This is a genomic window from Streptomyces sp. NPDC051172, from assembly GCF_040682555.1.
In the GTDB taxonomy this organism is placed as follows: domain Bacteria; phylum Actinomycetota; class Actinomycetes; order Streptomycetales; family Streptomycetaceae; genus Streptomyces.
Window position 1 is genome coordinate 26,452 of the sequence record NZ_JBFBBE010000031.1, and the last position, 21,442, is coordinate 47,893.

A 21,442-nucleotide genomic window follows, 5' to 3' on the forward strand; every position below is an offset into this window, starting at 1 on the left:
AGGACCATGAGGACGCGTACTCGGATCGCCGTCATCGGCGTCGGCAACGAGTTCCGGCGCGACGACGGCGTGGGCTGGGTCGTCCTCGCCCGGCTGCGGGAGCGGGCCGCGCAGCGGCCACTGCCGCCGGGGACCGTGCTCGCCACCTGCGACGGCGAGCCCGGACGGCTGATCGGGCTGTGGGAGGGCGCGGATCTCGCGGTGGTCGTGGACGCCGCCCATGCCCACCCGGGCATGCCCGGCCGGGTACACCGCCTCGAACTCGCGGGCGGCCTCCTGGCGCAGCCGCCGACGACCAGCTCGCACGGCCTCGGCCTCGGCGAGGCCGTCGAACTCGCCCGCGCTCTGGGCGTGTTGCCCGCGCACCTCGTCGTGTACGCGGTGGAGGGCGCCGAGAGCGCGCTGGGCACCGGCCTCTCCCCCGCCGTCGAGGACGCCGTGGAACCCCTCGTCCGGGCCGTCGAGTCCGAGCTCGACCGGTACCAGGAGACCGCGGCCGGGAGGCCGGCATGACCGTGCGGCGCTTCCATGTGGAGGGGATCGTCCAGGGCGTCGGCTTCCGCCCGTTCGTGTACCGCACCGCGTCCGCGCTCGGCCTGGACGGCTGGGTGGCCAATGTCGACGGGCATGTGGAGGGCGAGGTCGCCGGACCGCTGGGCACGATCGACGAGTTCGCGGCCCGGCTGCGCACCGACGCACCGGCCCTTGCCCGGGTGCGCCGCGTCCGGCTGAGCGGCGAGGGCACACCTGAGCAGGCGTACGGCCGGGGTTTCCGGGTACGACACAGCGCGCCCGTCGGTGTGGACGCGTCGCCTCGTGAGATCCCGCCCGACGCGGCGATCTGCGAAGCCTGCCTGGCCGAGCTGCACGACCCCCGCGACCGTCGCCACCGCTACCCGTTCATCAACTGCACGGACTGCGGGCCGCGCGCCACGATCATCGAGGAACTGCCCTACGACCGGATCCGTACCACCATGCGCCGCTTCCCGCTGTGCGCCCGGTGCGCAGCCGAGTACGCCGATCCGGGCGACCGGCGCTTCCACGCCGAGCCCGTCGCCTGCCCCGCCTGCGGTCCCCGGCTGGCCTGGGCGGACCTGCGCGGAGAAGAGGCGCTGCGAGCAGCGGTGAAGACCGTCGAGTCCGGCGGGATCGTCGCGCTGAAAGGTCTGGGCGGCTACCAGCTCGTGTGCGACGCGGGCGATCCGGCGGCCGTGTCGGAGCTGCGGCGCCGCAAACACCGGCCGACAAAGCCGTTCGCCGTCATGGTCCGCGACCTCGGCACGGCCGCCCGCCTGGCACAGATCGGCGCCACGGAGGAACAGGCCCTGATGTCCCCGGAGCGCCCGGTGGTGCTGCTCGCCCGGCGCCGGTGGCACGGCACCGCCCCGCTCGCCCACGAGGTGCACCCCGGTCTGACCCGCGTGGGACTGTTCCTGCCCACCACCGGCCTGCACCACCTGCTCCTCGACGAGCCGGCCCGCCCCCTCGTGGTGACCAGCGGCAACCTCAGCGACGAGCCGATCGCCGTCGACGACGCCGGGGCCCGGCGCACGCTGGCCGGTGTCGCGGACGGCTTCCTCACCCACGACCGGCCGATCCGCTCCCGCTACGACGACTCGGTGGTGCAGTTCGCCGGGAGGATCCGGATCACGGTCCGCCGGGCCCGCGGGCTCGCTCCCGCCCCCTTGCCGCTGTCCGTGTGTGAACCGGTCGCCGGGGCCGGTGCCCAGCTCAAGCACACCTTCACCCTGGCCGCGGACGGCCGGGCCCATCTCGGCCCGCACACCGGAGACCTGGCCGATGTGGCCGCCCACGAAGCGTTCCTGGCCTCGTACGAGCACCTCAAGGGGCTCACCGGCATCGAACCGGCGGTCCTCGCCCACGACCTGCACCCCGGGTATCTGTCCACGCAGTGGGCCGAGGCGCAGCCGCTGCGCCGCATTCCGGTGCAGCACCATCACGCGCACGTGGCCGCCTGCGCGGCCGAGCACGGCGTGCGGGGACACTTCCTCGGTGTCGCCTACGACGGCCTGGGGCTGGGCGACGACGGCACCCTGTGGGGCGGCGAGATCCTCGTCGCCGATCTGAGCGGCTACCGTCGCGTGGGCAGGTTCGCGACCGCGCCTCTGCCCGGCGGCGACGCGGCGGTACGCCATCCTTCCCGCGCGGCACTGGGCCATCTGTTCGGCGCCGAGGCGCTGGGCTCCCCGCGCCCGTATCCCTGGCTCACCCGGGTCTTCACGGACCGGCTCGATCCGGCCGAGCCTGCGGCCGTGCGCGCGATGGTCGCCCGGGGCGTGAACTGCCCACGCGCCTCCAGCGCCGGACGACTGTTCGACACGGCCGCCGCGCTGCTGGGGCTGTGCGACCGGGCCGGCTACGAGGGCGAAGCGGCCGTCCTTCTCGAAGCGGCCGCGGGCGCCGGGCACGCCGCGGCCCTGGCGCATCGGGTGGTCCGGGCGCAGGGCCTGTGGGTGTACGACTCCACGCCGACGCTGGCCGATCTGCTGCAGCGGCGGCTGGACGGGGAGCCGGTGGCCCGGCTGGCCGCGGCCTTCCATGTGACGCTCGGGATCGTCACCGCGGAGCTCGTCGCGCGGGCCGTGGCCGAGGGCGCGCCGCGCACTGTGTGTCTCGGCGGTGGTTGCTTCGTCAACCGCCGTCTGCTGACGGAGGTGCGGCGGCGGCTGCACGCGCAGGGGCTGCGGGTGCTGGTCGGCGGTCAGGTTCCGGTCGGGGACGGCGGCATCAGCTACGGCCAGGCGGCGGTCGCTGCCGCACGCCTGGCCGGGGAGAGGTGAGCGCACATGTGCCTGGGCATCCCGGGACGGGTCCTGGAGACCCACGACGACGCGGGGCTGCGCATGGCCACGGTGGATTTCGGCGGGATCCGGCGCGAGGTCTGTCTGAGCTGCACGCCCGAGGCGGATGTGGGGGCGTACGTGATCGTGCACGTCGGATTTGCGATCACCTTGGTCGACGAGGCGGAGGCTCGGCGGACGCTGGACGTGCTGCGGGCCATGGCGGGGGCCGTCGAGGGGGAACTGGGCGAGGCCCTTCCCTAGCGCTCGGCCGGCAGAGCGGTGGGCGGCAGGCCGCGTCTCGGCCGCAAGCCACGTGCCGGCCACCGCACGCGCCGGACGCACCGCGAGCCACGCTCGGCCCGGCGCTGCATCCAGCGGGCGCTCGCCAGGCACACTGCCTGGCGAGCCAGCAAGCCACATGCCGGCCGAGCCCACCTACCGGCCGCAGCCCACGTGCCGGCCGCGGCGCGGGGCGAGGGCGCCGCGAGCCACGCTCGGCCCGGCGCTGCATCCGGCAGGCGCCCGCAAGCCACGTACGGCCGCAGCCCACGTGCCGGCCGCAGGTCGTCTGTGGCGGCTGTGGCTGGGTGCGCCCACGCGGTGGAGCCGCACATCGGTGCCCCGCACCCTTTCGGGGCGTTGCGGGTCCGGTCGGCTTGTGCGGCTGGGCCAGTTGGCCCCTGCCTCAGGTGGCGGCGCCGTCAGAAGCTGAAAGTGGAGCCAGCGACGAGGAGGAGCGACATGAGCGCAGCCCCGGCCGTCCTCGATCGGGACGGGCTCAGTGCCCTGGTCGCGGTGCTGGTGGCGGACGGACGGACTGTCGTCGGGCCGACCGTCCGTGACGGGGCGATCGTGCTGTCCGAGCTGGATTCGGCGGATGCGCTGCCGTACGGCTGGGGTGTCGAGCTGGAGGCCGGGCGGTACCGGCTGGTGCCGCGCGAGGACGGCGCCGCCTTCGCGCACAGCGCGGGCCCGCAGTCCTGGAAGAACTTCCTGCACCCGTCCCGGGAGCGGCTGTGGAGTGCCGACCGGACGCCGCAGGGCGACGTGACGTTCACCGCGCACGAACCCGCGGCCCCGGCGTACGCCTTCCTCGGTGTCCGGCCCTGTGACCTGCGGGCCATCGCCATCCAGGACCGCGTGCTGACCGGCGGCCGGTACGAGGACACCGGCTACGGGAAGCGGCGCCGAGGCGCGCTGCTGATCGCCGCCGAGTGCACGGAGCCCGGCGCGACCTGCTTCTGCATCTCCACGGGCGGTGGGCCCGCCGCCGACCCCGGCTACGACCTGGCGCTCACCGAGGTGGTCGACGAGGCCGGGCACCGTTTCCTGGTGCGCGTGGGCAGCGAGGAAGGCGCCCGGCTGCTGGAGCAGGTTCCGCACCACGGCGCGGACCTGGTCACGGAGGCCACCGCCCGCGCCTCGGTGGACGCGGCCCGCGACCGGATGGGCCGCTCGCTGCCCCCGGTCGACCTGCGCTCCCTGATGGGCGCGAGCCTGGACGCCGAACGCTGGAACGACGTGGCGGAGCGCTGTCTGACCTGCGGTAACTGCACCATGGTCTGCCCGACCTGCTTCTGCACCACCACGGAGGAGGTCACCGATCTGACCGGTGACCACACCGAGCGCTGGCAGCGCTGGGACTCCTGCTTCGACCTGGACTTCTCGTATCTGCACGGCGGCTCGGTGCGCCACTCGCCCCGCAGCCGCTACCGGCAGTGGCTGACCCACAAGCTCTCGACCTGGCACGACCAGTTCGACACCACCGGATGCGTGGGCTGCGGGCGCTGCATCGCCTGGTGCCCGGCCGGCATCGACATCACGGAGGAAGTGGCCGCACTGCAGGCCGAACGCGAAACGGAGTCGGACTGATGCCCCCGTCGATCGCCCTGCGCATGAACCACGCCCTGCCCGCCGAGCACCGCGAGCGGCTGCTGCGGGTCGGCCGCGAGGTCGGCTTCCCGCAGGGCAGCCGCCTCTTCGAGGAGGGCGGGCACGCGAACCGGTTCTGGATCATCCGCGGTGGGACGGCCGCCCTCGACATCCACGTTCCCGGCCGCCGCCCGCCGGTCGTCGAGACTCTCGGCGTCGGCGATCTCCTCGGCTGGTCCTGGCTGTACGAGCCGTTCGTGTGGCAGCTCGGCGCGGGGGCCGTCACGCCCTTGCAGGCCTACGAGTTCGACGCCGTCGCCGTCCGTCTGATGTGCCTGGACGACCCCGGGTTCGGGCGTGTCGTGGAGCACTGGGTGGGCCGGGTGCTGGCCCACCGCCTGAATGCGGCCCGCGCCCGGCTGGTCGACCTGTACGGCATCTACGACACGAGGGACGAGCGATGACCGCCGTGCCGGTACCCCACCGGGTGGTCGCCCGCCGGGCGGAGACCGCCGACACGGTCACGCTGCGGTTCGAACCGGTGGCCACCGCACTCCCCGACTTCCTGCCGGGGCAGTTCGCGATGGTGCACGCGTTCGGCCGTGGCGAGATTCCGGTGTCGGTCAGCTCCGTGCAGGCCACCGGCGGTCTCGCGCACACCGTTCGCTCGGTTGGCGCGGTCTCCGACGGGCTGTGCGCGGCCCGGGTCGGCGACGTCCTCGGCATCCGCGGTCCCTACGGCACCAGCTGGGAGTCGGCGCGGGCACGCGGCCGTGACGTCGTGATCGTGGCGGGCGGTATCGGTTTCGCCCCGCTGCGGCCGCTGATCCTGGCGGTGCTGGCCGAGCCGGCCGCGTACGGGCGCGTGAACGTCCTGATCGGTGCGCGCACCCCGAGCGATCTGATCGCCCGCGCCGAGGTGGCGAGTTGGGCCACCGCGTACACCGGCGTGACGGTGGACCGGCCCGAGGTCGACTGGCGGGGCGATGTCGGCGTGGTCACCCAGCTGCTCGGGCGGGCGCAGTTCTCGCCGGAGGAGACGACGGCGTACGTGTGCGGTCCTGAGCCGATGATCCGGGCCACGTCCCGCGAACTCGCGCACCGCGGGGTGCCCCGCGACCGCATCCAGGTCTCGCTGGAGCGGAACATGCGCTGCGCGACCGGACACTGCGGCCATTGTCAGCTCGGTCCGCTGCTGGTGTGCCGGGCGGGTCCCGTCGTGGACTGGGAATGCGCGGAACCCCTGCTCTCCGTAAGGGAGTTGTGAGATGACCGCCACGAAGACCAGGCCCCGGCTCGCGGTGTTCAAGCTGGCCTCCTGCGACGGCTGCCAGCTCACCCTGCTGGACTGCGAGGACGAACTCCTGGCGCTGGCCGGCGAGGTGGACATCTCGCACTTCCTGGAGGCGTCCAGCGCGGTGGATCCGGGCCCTTACGACCTCTCCCTCGTCGAGGGTTCGATCACCACGGCCGAGGACGCCGAGCGCATCCGGACGATCCGCGCCGCCTCGCGCCGCCTGGTGACCATCGGGGCGTGCGCCACGGCCGGCGGCATCCAGGCCCTCAGGAACTTCGCGGACGTCGACGAGTTCCGGCGCACGGTCTACGCGCACCCCGAGTACATCTCCACCCTCGCCACCTCCACCCCCGTCTCGGCCCATGTGGACGTCGACTTCGAGCTGCGCGGCTGCCCGATCGACCGCAGGCAGCTCATCGAGGTGATCACCGCGTTCCTCGCCGGCCGCACGCCGGACGTGCCGAACCACAGCGTGTGCTTCGAGTGCAAGGGGCGTGGCACGGTCTGTGTGACGGTCGCCCACGGCACGCCGTGCCTCGGCCCCGTCACGCACGCCGGGTGCGGAGCGCTCTGTCCGGCGTACCACCGCGGCTGCTTCGGCTGCTTCGGTCCGTCCGGGTCGGTGAACCTGCCCGCGCTGATCCCGCTGCTGCGCCGCGACGGCCTCGACGAGGACGACGTGGTGCGGTTCCTGCACACCTTCAACACGGCTGCTTTCGACGAGGAGTTGGGCAAGTGACGCATCGCGGATCCCGTGTCCTGCACGTCGGCTCGCTGTCCCGGGTCGAGGGCGAGGGCGCCCTGCGTCTCAAGGTGCACGACGGCACGGTCACCGACGCACGGCTGGAGATCTATGAACCGCCGCGCTTCTTCGAGGCGTTCCTGCGCGGGCGTTCGTACACCGAGCCGCCGGACATCACGGCGCGGGTGTGCGGGATCTGCCCGGTGGCGTACCAGATGAGCGCGTGCGCGGCGATCGAGGACGCGTGCGGGGTGACGGTCGACCCGGTGATCCGGGACCTGCGCCGGCTGCTGTACTGCGGGGAGTGGATCGAGAGCCAGGTCCTGCACATCTATCTGCTGCACGCCCCGGACTTCCTCGGCCGTGCGAGCGCGATCGAGCTGGCCCGCACCCACCGGGCGGAGGTCGAACGCGGGCTCAGGCTCAAGAAGGCGGGCAACTCCCTGATGGAGCTGATCGGCGGGCGGGCCGTGCACCCCGTCAACGTACGGCTGGGCGGCTTCCACCGGTTGCCGACGCGTGCCGAACTGCGGCCGCTCGCCGAGCAGTTGAAGCATGCGCTGGACGACGCGTGGGAGACCGTGCGCTGGGTGGCCGGCTTCGAGTTCCCGGATGCCGAGGTCGAGGCCGATCTGCTGGCGCTCGCCGCTGCGGACACGTACGCCATCGAGGGCGGCACCCCGACGGTGCTGCGCGCGGACGGCTCCACCGCTTCCTTCCCGGTGCGGGAGTTCACCGGGCATGTCGCCGAGACCCATGTGGAGCACTCCACCGCGCTGCACTCGCGGCTGGACGGACGGCTGCATCTCACCGGCTCCCTCGCCAGGTTCGCGATCGGCGGTGCACGGCTGTCGCCGGTGGCGCTGGAGGCGGCCGTGGAGGCGGGGCTGGGCGATCCGCGCGAGGGCGCGGTGTGCCGCAATCCGTTCCGGTCGATCCTGGTGCGGGCGGTGGAGAGCGTGTACGCCGTCGCGGAGGCGCTGCGGATCATCGAGGCGTACGAGCCGCCCGTACACCCGTACACGGACGTCCCTCCGGTCGCGGGCGTCGGCCACGGCGCCACCGAGGCGCCCCGCGGGCTGCTCTATCACCGCTACGAACTCGACGCCGACGGTCTCGTGACGAGTGCACTGCTGGTGCCGCCGACGGCACAGAACCAGGGTGCGATCGAGGACGACCTGCGTCGGCAGACCCAGCGTGCGATCGGCGAACGCGACCTGGACGACGCCGAATTGACGGCCTTGTGCGAGCGGGCGATCCGCAACCACGACCCATGCATCTCGTGCTCCACCCACTTCCTCGACCTGACGGTCGTCCGTACCTCGTCGGACACCTCGCAAGACATTTCGGGAGGCTGCGATGCCTGAATCTCCGTACACCGTGAGCGATGTGATGACGCACACCGTCGTCGCCGTCGGCAGTGAGGCGCCCTTCAAGGAGATCGTCGAACTGCTCGACCAGTGGAAGGTCAGCGCCCTGCCGGTCCTGGCGGGCGAGGGCCGCGTCGTGGGGGTGGTCTCCGAGGCCGATCTGATGGCCAAGGAGGAGTTCCGGGACACCGAGGAGGGTGATCCGGAAGTACGGAGGAAGGCCGGCGCGATCACCGCGGGCGAGCTGATGAGCAGCCCGGCCGTGACCGTGCACGCAGACGCCTCGCTGGCCGAGGCCGCCCGGATCATGGCGCGCCGGCACGTCAAGCGGCTGCCCGTCGTGGACGGGGTCGGCCTGCTGCAGGGTGTGGTCAGCCGCAGTGATCTGCTGAAGGTCTTCCTCCGTGACGACGAGGAGATCGCCGAGGAGATCCGGCACAGCGTGCTGGGCCAGCTCCCGGTCACCGCTCCCCTGACCGTGGGCGTGAAGGAGGGCGTCGTGACACTGGGCGGCTCCCTGCCCGACCGGATGCTCGTGCCTGTGGTGGCGCGGGCGGTGCGGGCGGTGGAGGGGGTCGTGGACATCCGGCTCGATCTCACGCATCGATGACACGCGCGGAGGGCCGATGAAGTACCTCGACGAATACCGCGATCCCGTCCTCGCCCGGCGGCTGCTGGACGAGCTGCGGCAGACCGCCACCCGGCCCTGGCGGATCATGGAGGTGTGCGGCGGGCAGACCCACACGCTGGTGCGCCAGGGCATCGACGAGCTGCTGCCCGCCGGGATGCGGATGATCCACGGACCCGGCTGCCCGGTCTGCGTGACCCCGCTGGAGACCCTCGACCGGGCCATGGCGATCGCCTCCCGGTCCGGCGTGATCCTCACCAGCTTCGGCGACATGCTGCGCGTGCCCGGCACGGACACCGACCTGCTGTCACTGCGGGCCCGGGGCGCGGACGTACGGGTGGTCTACGCCCCGATGGACGCCGTACGCCTGGCCGCCGACCAGCCCGACCGGGAGGTGGTCTTCCTCGCGGTCGGCTTTGAGACGACCGCGCCGGCCAATGCGATGGCCGTACTGCATGCGGCCCGCCTCGGACTGACGAACTTCTCGATGCTGGTCAGCCATGTGCTCGTGCCGCCCGCCATGACGGCGCTGCTCGACGACCCCGACTGCGAGGTGCAGGCGTTCCTCGCGGCCGGGCATGTGTGCGCGGTGATGGGCTGGACCGAGTACGAGCCGATCGCCGCCCGCTACCGCGTACCGATCGTGGTCACCGGTTTCGAGCCGCTGGACCTCCTGGAAGGCATCCTGATGGCCGTACGGCAGCTGGAGGCCGGCCGGGCCGAGGTGGAGAACCAGTACGTGCGTGCCGTGCGACGGTCCGGCAACACCGACGCCCAGGACGCCGTCCGCACGGTCTTCCGGGTCACCGATCGGGCCTGGCGGGGCATCGGGGCGCTGCCCGACAGCGGCCTCGAACTCGCCGAACAATACCGGCGGTTCGACGCCGCCCACCGCTTCGACGTGGGCGGGCTGTGCCCCGTCGAGGACGCGGAGTGCATCGCGGGCGCCATCCTCACCGGGGCCAGGCTGCCCACCGACTGCGCGGCATACGGGACGCGCTGCACCCCCCGCCACCCCCTGGGCGCGCCGATGGTGTCGTCCGAGGGCACCTGCGCCGCCTACCACGCGGCCGGACGCACTCCGACGAGGAGCACGGCATGAGCATCCAATGCCCCACCCCGAACCACGAGGACGAGGTCGTCCTGCTGGGCCACGGCGCCGGCGGACGCCTGACGGCGGAGCTGCTCGACCGACTCGTGCTGCCCGCCGTGGGCGGCGGCACGGGCCCGCTGGAGGATGCCGCGCCGCTGCCCGGTCATCCCGGCCTGGTGATGAGCACCGACAGCTTCGTCGTCAGCCCGCTGTCCTTTCCCGGCGGGGACATCGGATCCCTCGCCGTGCACGGCACGGTCAACGACCTCGCGATGCGGGGTGCCTGGCCGCTCGCCCTGTCCGTGTCCCTGATCGTCGAGGAGGGCCTGCCGCTGGCCGAACTGCGCTCCGTCATGGCCTCGTTGGGCAAGGCGGCGCAGGACGTGGGCGTGCCCGTGATCACCGGGGACACCAAGGTCGTGGGCCGTGGTGCGGCCGACCGGCTGTTCATCAACACCACCGGCGTGGGTCAGCGGCACGAACTGCTGCGCCCGTCGGCCGCGTTGGCCCGGCCGGGCGACGTGGTGCTGCTGTCCGGGCCGGTCGGGCTGCACGGCACGACCGTGCTGAGCACCCGTGAGGGGCTCGGCTTCGAGAGCGACATCGCCTCCGACACGCGGCCGCTGCACCGGCTGGTGCGCGCCCTGGCACCACTGGGTGCCACGATCCATGTGCTGCGCGACCCGACCCGGGGCGGGCTGGCCGCCGCACTCAACGAGATCGCCCGGGACTCGTCCGTCGCCGTGGAGATCGAGGAGAGTGCCGTCCCGGTGCCGGAGGCGGTGGCCTCCGCCTGCGACCTGCTCGGCCTGGACCCGCTGGTCGTCGCCAACGAGGGCTGCCTGGTCGCCTTCGTCGACGCCGGCGCGGCCGAACGGGCGCTGGCCGCCCTGCGGTCGCTGCCCGAGGGGGCGCAGGCGGTGCGGATCGGCGAGGTGCTGCAGGAGGGGCCGCGCGGGAGGGTCACCCTGCGGACGCTGGTCGGCGCCCGGCGCATCGTGGACATGCCGCTGGGCGAGCAACTGCCCCGGATCTGCTGAGGCTAGGCCCGCCGAACGTCGTCGTGGACCAGGCCGGCGATGTGGGTGGTGACCGTGTCGAGGATGTCGGCCCAGGCCGATTCGTCGCCGAGGACGAGGTAGTTGAGGGTCAGCCCGTCGGTCATGGCGGCCAGGTAGCGGGCCAGCACCGTTGCCGGGACGGCGAGTTGAAGGTCCATGGTGCGGCGCAGTCCGTCGAGGAGCTCGGTGTAGGCGGCGCCGTACAGCTCGTACTGCCGTCGTGCCAGGTGCTCGAAACCCGGCTCGCGCAGGGCGTACTGGGTGAGTTCGTAGGTGAGCATGTGCTCGTCGGGGTGGGAGCGGACGTGGTCCCAGTACGCCTGGAAGCCGGCCCGGACGGTCTCCACCAGCGTGGTCCTGGGCCGCAGGGCTTTCTTCACCACGGTCACCGAGTGGTCGGTGAGGGTGGTGATGACGGCCTCGACCAGGGCCTGCTTGGAGTCGAAGCAGTAGTGGAAGACGCTCAGGGACACGCCCGCCTCGGCGGCGATGGACCGGGTCGTCGTCCTGGCGACGCCGTCCCGGGCCATCGCCCTGATCGCCGCTTCCGTCAGCTGTCTGCGCCGCTCGGCCGACGGCATGCGTGCCATGTGCGTCCTCGGTGGTGGTGACGGACCTCAGGCGCTGTGGACGCCCACTTCGTACAGCGAGTATCCCCAGTCGGTGCCGCGCTGCAGACCGTGGATGCGGACGTAGCGGGCCGGTGTGCCGGTGAAGCGGGCGGTGTCCAGGCCGCCGTCGCCGGATGTGGTGGACCAGACGGTCTGCCAGTCGGTGCCGTCGGTGGAGAGTTCGATGCGGTACGACTTGCCGTAGGCGCGCTCCCAGGCCAGTGTGACCCGGCCGACCCGGTGGGTTGCGCCCAGGTCGACCTGCCACCACTGGTCGTCGCTCCAGTCGCTCGCCCAGCGGGTGCCCTCGTCACCGTCGACGGCCCGGCCCGGCTGATAGCTGGTGAACGGGTTCCACTCGGACGAACTGGCGGTAGCGGCCGCGCCCTTGGCGAGGTCGACCGATGCCTGGTGCTGCTCGGTCGCTCCCCAGGTGTCGAGGTAGGACTCGGCGCCGCGCATCAGGTCGTTCACCACGCCCTGGCCGCCGTTGAGACGGATGTCCTCGATCCAGTCGGGGATCATGCCGACGTGGGCCGCACCGTCGGTGTTGAAGTCGAAGGTGCGCTCACCGGTGGTCTGCCGGTCGATGACCGAGCCGCCGTCGGCACTCTTGAAGGGGTAGGTGACCTTGTTCGGGGCGTCGGCGCCGCGGGGGGCCGGGTGGTCGCCGATGCCGTTGAAGTCGGTGCCGTAGCCGTAGCCCACGTGGTACTTGTCGCGCAGCGCCTTCGTGCGGGCGGCCTCCGCGACGAACCCCTGGGAGCCGTGCATGTACTGGGCGACGAAGCCGCCGAGAGAGTAGACGCGCTCCGTCCAGTTCAGGTCCATCCAGCTGTGCGAGGAGAGCACGCCGGGGTAGGAGGCGGCCTCGAAGATGTCCAGGGCCTGACCGACCGCCTTGACACTCATGTGGTCGATCTCCAGCATCATCTTGCGTTTCATCATGCCGCGCACGGCGTAGGCGCCGAGGTCGGTGAGTCCGCGTTTGTTGCACTGTGCGTCGGAGTCGTACGTGGGGACGTCCACGCCCGCCGGGAGGTCCTTCGCCGCGGCGGAGGAGGCGGTGCCGATGGGGTTGTCGTGCTGGGGTCCGGAGCACTTCTCGGTCTGCCAGAAGGTGCCGGTGGACAGGAACTGGCCGACGTTGATGGCCGTTCCGAGGCCTCCCGAGTCGAAGCGGACGCCGCACAGCGCGTTGTCGAACTTGTGGCACAGGAACATCGAGCGCACGCCGAGCCCGTACAGCTCGTCGAGGCCCTTGTCGATGTCGGCCTTGCTGCACTGCGGTATGTCGAGGATCTGCTTGCAGCCGAACGGCTCGGAGGTCTCCACGCCCAGGACGACGGCCAATCTGCCCTGCCTGATCACCTCACGGGCCTGTGCGCTGTCGGTGACGATCCGGAACCAGCCCTTGCCGGGGCCGCCGTACATCCTGTCGATGTAGTCCTGCAGTTGGTACGTCAGCTTCGCCTGCAGCCGGATGGAGGTCATCTCGTCGCAGCTGCGGTCCTTGAAGGGGTAGACCGAGCAGATCATGCCGTTGGTGACGAGGTCGTTGACCAGCACCCGCTGCCCGCCGCGCCAGGCCCGCTCCAGCCAGGCGTAGTAGTTCGCCTGATGGGTCATCGAGTCGTACGCCGGCCAGTCCTTGAAGGTCGGCCAGCCGACCGGGTCGTGCCTGCCGTCGCCGCCGTGGGTGATGTAGTCGAAGATCGCGAGGGAGCCGTCGGGGTAGTGCTCGGGACAGTCCTTGAGCGCGTCGGCGACACCTGCCTCCGAGAACACCTTCCCGCAGATCAGCCGCCCGCCGAAGGCCTCGTTGGAGAACAGGTGGTTGTGCGCGTCGACGAATCCGCGTACGTCGCCCGCGGAATCGGTGCCGGTGAACGGCTCACCGGTGATGTTGATCCGGGCGTCCGGGGCAGGGCGCGAGGTCGGGATCCACCAGTCGTTTCCGGCCGCGGAACTCGGCGTGGGGCCGAAGGTCAGGGTCAGGAGGAAGAGAAGCAGCGACAGCACGGTGACGTTCTTGCGTCTGCGGTACGAGCGTCGAGTCGGCGTCACGGCCCACGTCCCTCGGTCTGCGGGATCGCGCGGTCGATCAACCCACAAGATTGTCATGACCAGCGCAAGATATGGGACGAGGATGGGTGCGGGCACCTTCCGAGTCAAGGGACCGGGACGCTTGACCTGATGACACTCCTCTTCCGCCGGCCATGCGCCACGAGGCCGTGCCCCTCAGCTGCCCGCACCGCGTTCAGTGCGTATCCCTCTGTTCAGCTCTCCGCCCGTTCCGCCACCAGTTCACCGGCGACGTGCGCCGACCATGCCTGGATCTCGGGGAAGTTGCGGAAGTCCCCACCCTTTCCGTTGCGCACGATCATCTTGGCGATCCGGCCCTTGGCACCCTCCTGCAGGCAGCCTCCGAAGGTGACGTGTCCCCTGGCGTCGAGCCGGGTCATCGCGCGGCGCACACCCGGCACGGGCGGGATGTCCCGCTCCGAGGCCGAGGCGTCGAGCGGGCCGCTGCTGAAGAACCACAGCGGGCGCTCGGCCAGTGCGCGGCGGTGCCGGCGCACGAACCGGCGGGCGTCCTTGTGCCAGCGTCCGGCGTACAGCCCGCCGCCGACCACGACGGCGTCGTACCCCGTCAGATCGACGACGGCCCCGGCCGGCAGTACGGCGGCCGTGAGTTCCTCCTTGCGCAGGACCTCGGCCACGGCCTCGGCGATCTGCGCGGTCGATCCGTTCGTCGTCCCGTAGGCGACCAGCACGTTGCCCGGCATGGCGGTCCGCCTCCTCTCACAGCTTGCGCAGCCAGTCGTCGGCCACGCCGTGCAGGGCCTGCTCCTGGGGCTGGATCTTGGCGTCGTCCAGCCGGTAGGTGAGCCTGTCGACCACGGCGACCACTCCGTCGATCTGCCGGGTCATGGAGACGGCGATCTCCGTCTCGCTCTTGCGTTCCAGCTGGCCCGAGAGCGTGACCACGCCCTCCACCACCTGGACGTCGATGCTGCGCGGCGGCAGCCACAGCGCGTGCACCAGCACCTCTTCGACGACCTCGGTGCGGATGTCCGCGTCGGACCGCAGGAAGACCTGGAGCAGGTCGCGGCGGGTGACGATGCCGACCAGCCGGTGCTCCTCGTCGAGGACGGGAAGCCGCTCTATGCGGTGCTGCGCCATGGTCCGGGCCGCCTCGACGATGGTGTTGTCGGCGTGCACCGTCAGCGGCGGCTCGGTCATCAGCTGACCTGCCGTGCGGGCCCTGACCTTCGTGTCCCGCTGCCGGGACGCACGGGTCATGGAGGCCGGCCAGTGGCGCTTCTTCGGCTCGAACGGGTCCGGCGTCTCGGCCTGCCGGACCATGAGATCCGTCTCGGAGATGACACCGATGACCTTCTCGTCCTCGTCGACCACCGGCAGTCCGCTGATGCGGTGCTCGCCGAGCAGCCGTGCCACCTCTTTGAAGGGGGTGCCGTACGTCGCGCGGACGACCTCCGTGGTCATCACGGAGCCGACCTTGTTGTGCTTCATGACGTTCCTCCTCAGCGCAGGCGGCGCAGATACGGGTCGTGCGGCCGGCGCGGCAGCAGGCGCACCCGTGCGTCAAGCACGGTCACTCCGCCCGGTGTCGCGAGTACGGGGTTGAAGTCGGCCTCGGCGAGCTGCGGCAGGTCGCCCGCCATCCGGGACAGGCGCAGCAGCAGCTGTTCGAGGCCTTCGAGGTCGACGGGCCGGGCACCGTTCGCGCCGAACAGGAGCGGAGCACAGCGCGGCGCCGTGATCAGGTCGTGCACGTCGTGGTCGGTGAGCGGGGCCAGGCGGGCGGCATGGTCGGCGAGCACCTCGGTGGCGGTGCCGCCGAGGCCGAAGAGCACGAGCGGGCCGAAGACCTCGTCCTGGACGACGCCCGCGAACAGTTCGGTGCCGCGGTCGGCGAGCGGCTGCAGCACCACGCCCGTCAGCAGGCCGGCGAACCGGGTCTCCAAGTCCCGGAAGGCGGCACGTACTTGGGAGTCGCCGCGCAGGTCGAGATGGACGGCGTGTTCGGCGGTCTTGTGCAGCAGGCCGGGCCAGTGGCCCTTCATGACCACCCGGCCGTCGGCGCCGCGCAGCCGGTCGGCGGCGAGGACGGCGTCGTCCTCGGTCTCGGCCCAGGCCCACGGCAACTGGGGTATGCCGTAGCAGTCGAGGAGTGCGGCGCACTCGCGCGGGCCGAGCCAGCCGCCGTCCGGGTGTGCGTCGAGGTAGGTCTCGACGGCGGAGCGGGCGCGTGCCGTGTCGACGCCGTGGAGGGCGGGGACCGTCCCGGCGGGCCGGGCGAGCCATTCCGTGCGGCGCACAGCGTGGGCCAGCGCCCGTGCCGCCGCCTGCGGTTCGGCGTACGACGGGATGGTGCCGCCGTCGGTCGCGGGCAGCAGCTCCACGGGCAGCGCCTGTTCGAGGCGTACGGCGACCACCGGTTTCGGGCGGGGTCCGGACCGCCGGGTCACGGCCCGTACCAGGTCGTCGCCGGTGGCCGCGGCCACCGCGGTGGGCACCAGGGCGACCAGGACGGCGTCGGCGTCGCCGTGCTGCACGAGGCGGTCGACGCACTGCGCGAGCTGGTCCTCCGTGACGGCCGCGGTGGCGTCGACGGGGTTTCCGGCGGCGGCGCCGTCGGGCAGCAGGGCGAGCAGGTCGTCGACCAGGTGCGGGGTGGGCGCGGGCACGGAAAGTCCGGCCTCGGCGCAGGCGTCCGCGGCGAGAACTCCGGCCCCGCCGGCGTTGGTGACGATCGCGATCCGGGGCCCTGCCGGCAGCGGCTGGGAGTACAGCAGGGCCGCGGCGTCGAGGAGTTCACCGACCGAGCGGGTGGCGGTGATGCCGGCCTGGGTGAACAGCGCCGCGCGGGTCATGGTGCGGGTGGCGGCCGCGGCGGTGTGCGAGGCGGCGGCACGCCGACCCGCGTCGGTGCGTCCCGCGTCGACGGTCAGCACGGGCATACGGCGTGCCACGCGGCGGGCGGTGTGGGAGAAGGCCCGGGGGTTGCCGAACGACTCCAGGTGCAGCAGCGCCAGGCGGGTGCGGCCGTCGCTCTCCCACCACTGGAGCATGTCGTTTCCGCTGACGTCGTACTTGTCGCCGAGCGACGCGAAGGTCGACACGCCGATGCCCAGCCGGGACAGCCCGTCCAGGAGGGCGATGCCCACCCCGCCCGACTGCACGGCCACGCCCGCCGTGCCGGGGCGCGGGTGGTTCGCGGCGAAGGTCGCGTCCAGGCTCAGTTCCGGGTCGGTGTTGGACAGGCCCAGGCAGTTGGGGCCCACCAGCCGCATGCCGTAGGTGCGGCAGGCCGCCAGCAGGGCCTGCGCCTGGTCGGCGTCGAGTCCGGCGGTGACCACGAGCAGGGCCCGTACGCCCGCCTTGCCGCACTCCTCTGCGGTGGCGGGGACCGCGGCGGCGGGTACGGCGACGACGGCGAGGTCCGGTGTCCGGGGCAGAGCGCTGACCGAGGGGTGGCAGGGCACGCCGAGGAGGGAGGTCGCGGCGGGGTTCACCGCGAACATGCGGCGGGTGTAGCCGCCGGCCTTGAGGTGGTGCAGGATCGCCCGGCCCACGGAGCCCGGTTTGCGCCCGGCCCCGATGACGGCGATGGCCCGCGGCCGCAGCAGGGGGCGCAGGCTGAGCACGTCGGCGGCCCGGCCGCGCTCCTCGACCGCCGAGAAGTAGCTGTCGTCCTCGTCCAGCGCGATGGTGCAGCGCACCTCGGGTCCTTCGAAGCGTCGGCCGATGTGCAGGCCGAGGTCGGCGAAGAGCCGGAGCACCTCGCGGTTCTCGCTGAGCGCGTCGGCGGTGAACGTCGTGATCCCCTCGGCGCGTGCGGCGGAGACGAGGTGTTCGACGAGGAGGGTGCCCACACCGCGATGGTGCAGCCCGTCGGCGACCGCGATGGACATGTCGGCCTCGGTGCCGAGGCCGCCGGTGTCGTACTCGGCGAGACCGATCACCTGGCCCGCCCGCTCGGCCAACAGCGCGCGGTATCCGGGACGGGGCGCGGCACAGGCACGATCGGCGGCCATTTCGGCGGAACGCCGGCTGACACCGAAGAACCTCAACCGCAGGTTCTCCGGGGACATCTCCTCATACAGCCCCTGCAGTTGCTCGTGGTCGGCAGCCCCCGCGGGACGGATGCACACCGTGGTGCCGTCCGCGAGCAGGGCGTGGACCGGGGGCTCGCTGGTCGTGTGGTCCGTCATCGCGGTCTCCTCCAGGTTTCTCTCCACCTCGAACGTCCAGCGGAACGGGGCGGGGTCCCAGGGGCTGACCGGCGGTGACACGGGGGCCGGTCGGCCCTCGGGCCGGTTGCTCCACCGTTCGCCCGGCCTCGCAGGACCCATCGGTACGGCGTGCACGACCGGTCCGGCGAGCAGCACCGGCAGGACCGTGCCGGCGACGTCGCCCGGGCCCCCCGCCACACCTCCGAAAGCCGCAGTCCGTCACACGGCACCACGTCGCAGTGGGCCGTACGGGCCCAAGGGGCGCACCGTCCGGCCCTCCCTCGCCGGTCGTACGGCGGCCAGCCTTGAGGGAGGGACATGCGCGGCATTCGCCACGCCGACACCGGAGGTGCGCCATGACCGGACCCGTCGTCGTCGGAGTCGACGGCTCCCCCGCGAGCACGACAGCCGCGTGGTGGGCGGCGCGCGAGGCCGTGGACCGGCAACTGCCGGTGCTGCTGCTGCACTCCTGGACCACCCAGCCGCTCGACGTGCCCGTCGCGCAGGAAGCCCTCGACAAGCAGCGCTACGGAGGACGGGTCCTACAGCGGATGGAGGCCGAGCTGCTGCACCGGCACCCCGAACTGTCAGTGGTCACGGAACTGCTCTCCGAGCCCGCCTCGAAGGCCCTCGTGAACGCAGGCGAGACCGCTGCGCTCCTGGTGCTCGGCTCGCGCGGCCACGGCTCCGTGGCCGGCTTCCTGCTCGGCTCCGTCAGCCTGCACGTCCTGGGCCTGGTCCAGTGCCCCGCCGTGACCGTGCGGGCCGGCGATCCCTCCGTGGAGGACGGCTGGGGCCACCCGGCGGCGCTCGGCCGGCGGGAAGTCGTCGTCGGTGTCCAGGAACCTCCCCCGGCCGCCGATCCGCTGCTGGAGTTCGCCTTCACCACAGCCGAGGTGCACGGAGCCGGGGTGCGTGCGGTCCGGGCGCTGCCGCTGGCGTCGCTGGTGACGCATCCGCACGCGGACCGTCCCGGGCAGGGCTACGAGGCGGACGAACTCACGCGGCTCGCCGCCGACCTCGCACCGTGGCAGGAGAAGTTCCCCGGCGTCGAGGTCGTCGACCACGTCGCCCGGGGTTCCGCGTCCCAGGTCCTGCTCGCGGCGTCCGCGCGCAGCACGCTCACCGTGGTGGGCCGCAGGCGCCACCCCTCGCCGCTCACCTGGAAGCTCGGTCCCGTCGCGCACGCGGCCCTGCACCACCTGCCGTGCCCCGTCGCCGTGGTACCGCACGACTGACCGCACCGCCCGCCCGATCGAGGCTTGTCATGGACCGAAGCACCAGCGGGAAACAGCAGCGGCGCAGGCCGTTCGGGGCGCCGGGGCTCGAATCCGTCCTGCTGACCGTGACGGCGGCCGCGCTCGTCGCGGGCGGCATCGCCCGGCTCGCCGGCGCTCCCGGTCCCGCGGATCTGTGCTGGGCTCTGGGCACCGTCGCCGCCGTGGGCCCGGCGCTCGGCTGGGTGCTGGCCGACCTGCGGCGCGGCCACGCCGGCGTCGACGTGATCGCTGTGCTGGCGCTCGGCGGGACCCTCCTGGTGCACGAGTACCTGGCCGGAGCGCTCATCGCGCTGATGCTCGCCACCGGCCGCACCCTGGAGGCGGCGGCGCAGCAGCGCGCCTCCCGTGATCTGCGTGCCCTGCTGGAGCGTGCCCCGCGCACCGCGCGGCTGCTCACCGACGACGGGGTGAGCACGGTCCCGTCGGCGCAGGTCGCCGTCGGCGATCTGCTGGTCGTGGGGCCCGGCGAGGTGGTGCCCGTCGACGGCCGGGTGGCCGGGGCGGAGGCCGTGCTGGACGAGTCGGCGCTGACCGGCGAGCCGCTCACCGTGCGGCGCGCGCAGGGCGAGTCGGTGCGCAGCGGGGTGGTCAACGCGGGCGGTGCCTTCGAGCTGCGCGCCACCGCGACCGAGCAGGACAGCACCTACGCGGGGATCGTGCGGCTGGCCGGGCAGGCGGGCGCGGAGTCGGCTCCCGTGGTGCGGCTGGCCGACCGGTACGCGGCCTGGTTCCTGCCGCTGTCCCTGGCGGTCGCCGGGCTGGCCTGGCTGCTGAGCGGTTCCGCCGTGCGGGCGGTGGCGGTGCTGGTGGTGGCGACGCCGTGTCCGCTGCTGCTGGCGGCACCCGTGGCCGTCGTCTCCGGTCTGTCCCGGGCCTCCCGTCTCGGGGTGGTGATCCGCGACGGAGGGGCGCTGGAGAACCTCGGCCGGGCCCGGACGCTGCTCCTCGACAAGACGGGCACCCTCACGGCCGGCCGCCCCCGCGTCCTCGACGTGGTCGCCGCGCCGCGCTGGCAGCCGGCTCAGGTGCTGCGGCTGGCGGCCTCCCTCGACCAGTACTCCCCGCACGTCCTGGCCGAGGCCGTGGTCGACGCGGCCCGCGAGCGGGGGCTTCGGCTGTCCGTGCCCGATGACGTGTCGGAGGAGCCCGGCCGGGGTGCGGCCGGTACCGTGGCCGGGCGGCGGATGACGATCGGCCGGCGTGCCGGGTCCGCCGAACTGCCCACCTGGGCAAGGGCGGTGGACAACCGGGCGGTCCTGGACGAGGCGGCCGTGGCCTGGCTCTGCGTGGACGGCAGCCCCGTCGGCGCTGTGCTCCTGCGCGATCCGATACGCCCGGACGCCCAGCGCACGCTGCGCCTCCTGCGCGCGGCGGGCATCGAACGGCTCGTGATGCTCACCGGCGACCGCGCCGAGCCCGCGCGCGAGGTGGGCGCCGTCCTCGGCCTCGACGACGTACGGGCCGGCCTCGCGCCGGCCGACAAGGTCGCCGCGGTGCGCGCCGAGCGCAGGCGTGCCGTCACCGTGATGGTCGGCGACGGCGTCAACGACGCCCCGGCCCTCGCGGCCGCCGACATCGGCGTGGCGATGGGGGCCCGGGGCTCCACGGCATCCTCCGAGGCCGCCGACATCGTCCTGACCACCGACCGCGTGGACCGCCTGGCCGACGCCGTGGCGATCGCCGTACGGGCCCGGCGCATCGCCGTGCAGAGCGCACTCGGCGGCATGGTGCTGTCCCTTGCCGCCATGGTCGCGGCCGCCTTCGGCCTGCTCCCACCGGCCGTGGGCGCCCTGCTGCAGGAGGGCATCGATGTCGCGGTGATCCTCAACGCGCTGCGCGTGCTGCGCGACGACCGGCGGGGCCGGCCGCTGCTCACACCCTCGGCCGAGGCCCTCATCCACCGGTTCGCCGCGGAACACGACGACCTTCAGGACGTCCTGGACGCCGTACGCGACGCCGCGGACCGGCTGTCGGACGGGGCGGGCCCGCAGTCCCTCGCCTCGGTGGGCGAAGTGCACCGGTTGCTCACCGAGCGCCTGCTGCCGCACGAGGAGGCCGAGGAGCACCAGTTGTATCCCGCGCTCGCCCCGGCCCTCGGCGGGCCCGAGGCGACCGTCACCATGAGCCGTGCGCACGCGGAGATCGCACGACTCTCCCGCCGCATCGCCACCCACCTGGCACTGGCCCGCCGCGACGGCTCCCTGTCACCGGAGCAGCTCGACGACCTGCGGGCCTGCCTCTACGGCCTGCACACCGTGTTGCGCCTGCACTTCACGCAGGAGGAGGAGAGCTACTTCTCCCTCGCGCCCTGAGACCCCCCGCGGGCCACGCCCATCGGCGAGGAGACGACATGACCGATCCCCCGCGAAACCCGGACACCGCACGGCCCGTCCTCGACTGCGCCCGTCTCGTACACCCCGA

The 21,442-nt window shown here is 72.8% G+C and carries 18 protein-coding genes; 13 read left to right on the forward strand and 5 right to left on the reverse strand.

Annotated elements, in window-relative coordinates:
* Window positions 1-6: 6 nt before the first annotated feature.
* The 11 genes from AB0N07_RS20395 to hypE all read left to right on the forward strand — a co-directional run bounded on the left by AB0N07_RS20395 (window position 7) and on the right by hypE (window position 10,846).
* Window positions 7-513 carry a hydrogenase maturation protease gene (locus AB0N07_RS20395; RefSeq protein ID WP_365836875.1) on the forward strand — a complete coding sequence of 169 codons (507 nt, stop codon included), beginning with the start codon at window positions 7-9 and terminating at the stop codon, window positions 511-513.
* On the forward strand, window positions 510-2,801 hold the full coding sequence (gene hypF, locus AB0N07_RS20400; protein WP_365836877.1) for a carbamoyltransferase HypF: 2,292 nt from the start codon (window positions 510-512) through the stop codon (window positions 2,799-2,801). The genes AB0N07_RS20395 and hypF overlap by 4 nt, the downstream gene beginning before the upstream one ends.
* Window positions 2,802-2,807: 6 nt before the next feature.
* Window positions 2,808-3,065: a HypC/HybG/HupF family hydrogenase formation chaperone gene (locus AB0N07_RS20405; protein ID WP_365836879.1), complete on the forward strand. Its 258-nt coding sequence runs from the start codon at window positions 2,808-2,810 to the stop codon at window positions 3,063-3,065.
* A gap of 480 nt (window positions 3,066-3,545) precedes the next feature.
* On the forward strand, window positions 3,546-4,676 hold the full coding sequence (locus AB0N07_RS20410) for a 4Fe-4S dicluster domain-containing protein (protein WP_365836881.1): 1,131 nt from the start codon (window positions 3,546-3,548) through the stop codon (window positions 4,674-4,676).
* Window positions 4,676-5,140, forward strand: a complete 465-nt coding sequence (locus AB0N07_RS20415; protein WP_365836883.1) for a cyclic nucleotide-binding domain-containing protein — start codon at window positions 4,676-4,678, stop codon at window positions 5,138-5,140. Before AB0N07_RS20410 ends, AB0N07_RS20415 begins: the two co-directional genes overlap by 1 nt.
* The gene (locus AB0N07_RS20420; protein ID WP_365836885.1) at window positions 5,137-5,943 is read left to right on the forward strand and encodes an FAD/NAD(P)-binding protein; all 807 of its coding nucleotides are present in this window, start codon (window positions 5,137-5,139) and stop codon (window positions 5,941-5,943) included. The genes AB0N07_RS20415 and AB0N07_RS20420 overlap by 4 nt, the downstream gene beginning before the upstream one ends.
* A gap of 1 nt (window position 5,944) precedes the next feature.
* Window positions 5,945-6,712 (forward strand): oxidoreductase, encoded by a 768-nt coding sequence (locus tag AB0N07_RS20425; RefSeq protein ID WP_365836887.1) that lies wholly within the window; start codon window positions 5,945-5,947, stop codon window positions 6,710-6,712.
* On the forward strand, window positions 6,709-8,082 hold the full coding sequence (locus tag AB0N07_RS20430; protein WP_365836889.1) for a nickel-dependent hydrogenase large subunit: 1,374 nt from the start codon (window positions 6,709-6,711) through the stop codon (window positions 8,080-8,082). The genes AB0N07_RS20425 and AB0N07_RS20430 overlap by 4 nt, the downstream gene beginning before the upstream one ends.
* A complete protein-coding gene (locus tag AB0N07_RS20435) occupies window positions 8,075-8,695 on the forward strand; it encodes a CBS domain-containing protein (protein WP_365836891.1) in 621 nt (206 codons plus the stop codon). The genes AB0N07_RS20430 and AB0N07_RS20435 overlap by 8 nt, the downstream gene beginning before the upstream one ends.
* A gap of 16 nt (window positions 8,696-8,711) precedes the next feature.
* On the forward strand, window positions 8,712-9,815 hold the full coding sequence (gene hypD, locus AB0N07_RS20440) for a hydrogenase formation protein HypD (protein ID WP_365836893.1): 1,104 nt from the start codon (window positions 8,712-8,714) through the stop codon (window positions 9,813-9,815).
* Window positions 9,812-10,846 carry a hydrogenase expression/formation protein HypE gene (hypE, locus tag AB0N07_RS20445; protein WP_365836895.1) on the forward strand — a complete coding sequence of 345 codons (1,035 nt, stop codon included), beginning with the start codon at window positions 9,812-9,814 and terminating at the stop codon, window positions 10,844-10,846. Before hypD ends, hypE begins: the two co-directional genes overlap by 4 nt.
* Before the next feature lie 2 nt (window positions 10,847-10,848).
* On the opposite strand, the gene AB0N07_RS20450 is transcribed toward hypE, so the two are convergent.
* From AB0N07_RS20450 to AB0N07_RS20470, 5 genes are all read right to left on the reverse strand, one after another.
* Complete coding sequence (locus tag AB0N07_RS20450) at window positions 10,849-11,457, reverse strand: TetR/AcrR family transcriptional regulator (protein WP_365836897.1); 609 nt, start codon at window positions 11,455-11,457, stop codon at window positions 10,849-10,851.
* 27 nt (window positions 11,458-11,484) lie between these two features.
* Window positions 11,485-13,545 carry a discoidin domain-containing protein gene (locus AB0N07_RS20455; protein ID WP_365836899.1) on the reverse strand — a complete coding sequence of 687 codons (2,061 nt, stop codon included), beginning with the start codon at window positions 13,543-13,545 and terminating at the stop codon, window positions 11,485-11,487.
* Between the two features lie 212 nt (window positions 13,546-13,757).
* Window positions 13,758-14,267 (reverse strand): flavodoxin domain-containing protein, encoded by a 510-nt coding sequence (locus AB0N07_RS20460; RefSeq protein WP_365836901.1) that lies wholly within the window; start codon window positions 14,265-14,267, stop codon window positions 13,758-13,760.
* Between the two features lie 16 nt (window positions 14,268-14,283).
* On the reverse strand, window positions 14,284-15,015 hold the full coding sequence (locus tag AB0N07_RS20465; protein ID WP_365836903.1) for a CBS domain-containing protein: 732 nt from the start codon (window positions 15,013-15,015) through the stop codon (window positions 14,284-14,286).
* A gap of 11 nt (window positions 15,016-15,026) precedes the next feature.
* The gene (locus AB0N07_RS20470) at window positions 15,027-17,720 is read right to left on the reverse strand and encodes a GNAT family N-acetyltransferase (RefSeq protein WP_365836990.1); all 2,694 of its coding nucleotides are present in this window, start codon (window positions 17,718-17,720) and stop codon (window positions 15,027-15,029) included.
* A 377-nt stretch (window positions 17,721-18,097) separates the two neighbouring features.
* Between AB0N07_RS20470 and AB0N07_RS20475 the strand changes: the two genes are divergently transcribed.
* On the forward strand, window positions 18,098-18,979 hold the full coding sequence (locus tag AB0N07_RS20475) for a universal stress protein (RefSeq protein WP_365836905.1): 882 nt from the start codon (window positions 18,098-18,100) through the stop codon (window positions 18,977-18,979).
* A 29-nt stretch (window positions 18,980-19,008) separates the two neighbouring features.
* Window positions 19,009-21,333, forward strand: a complete 2,325-nt coding sequence (locus AB0N07_RS20480) for a heavy metal translocating P-type ATPase (RefSeq protein WP_365836907.1) — start codon at window positions 19,009-19,011, stop codon at window positions 21,331-21,333.
* Window positions 21,334-21,442 lie beyond the last annotated feature (109 nt).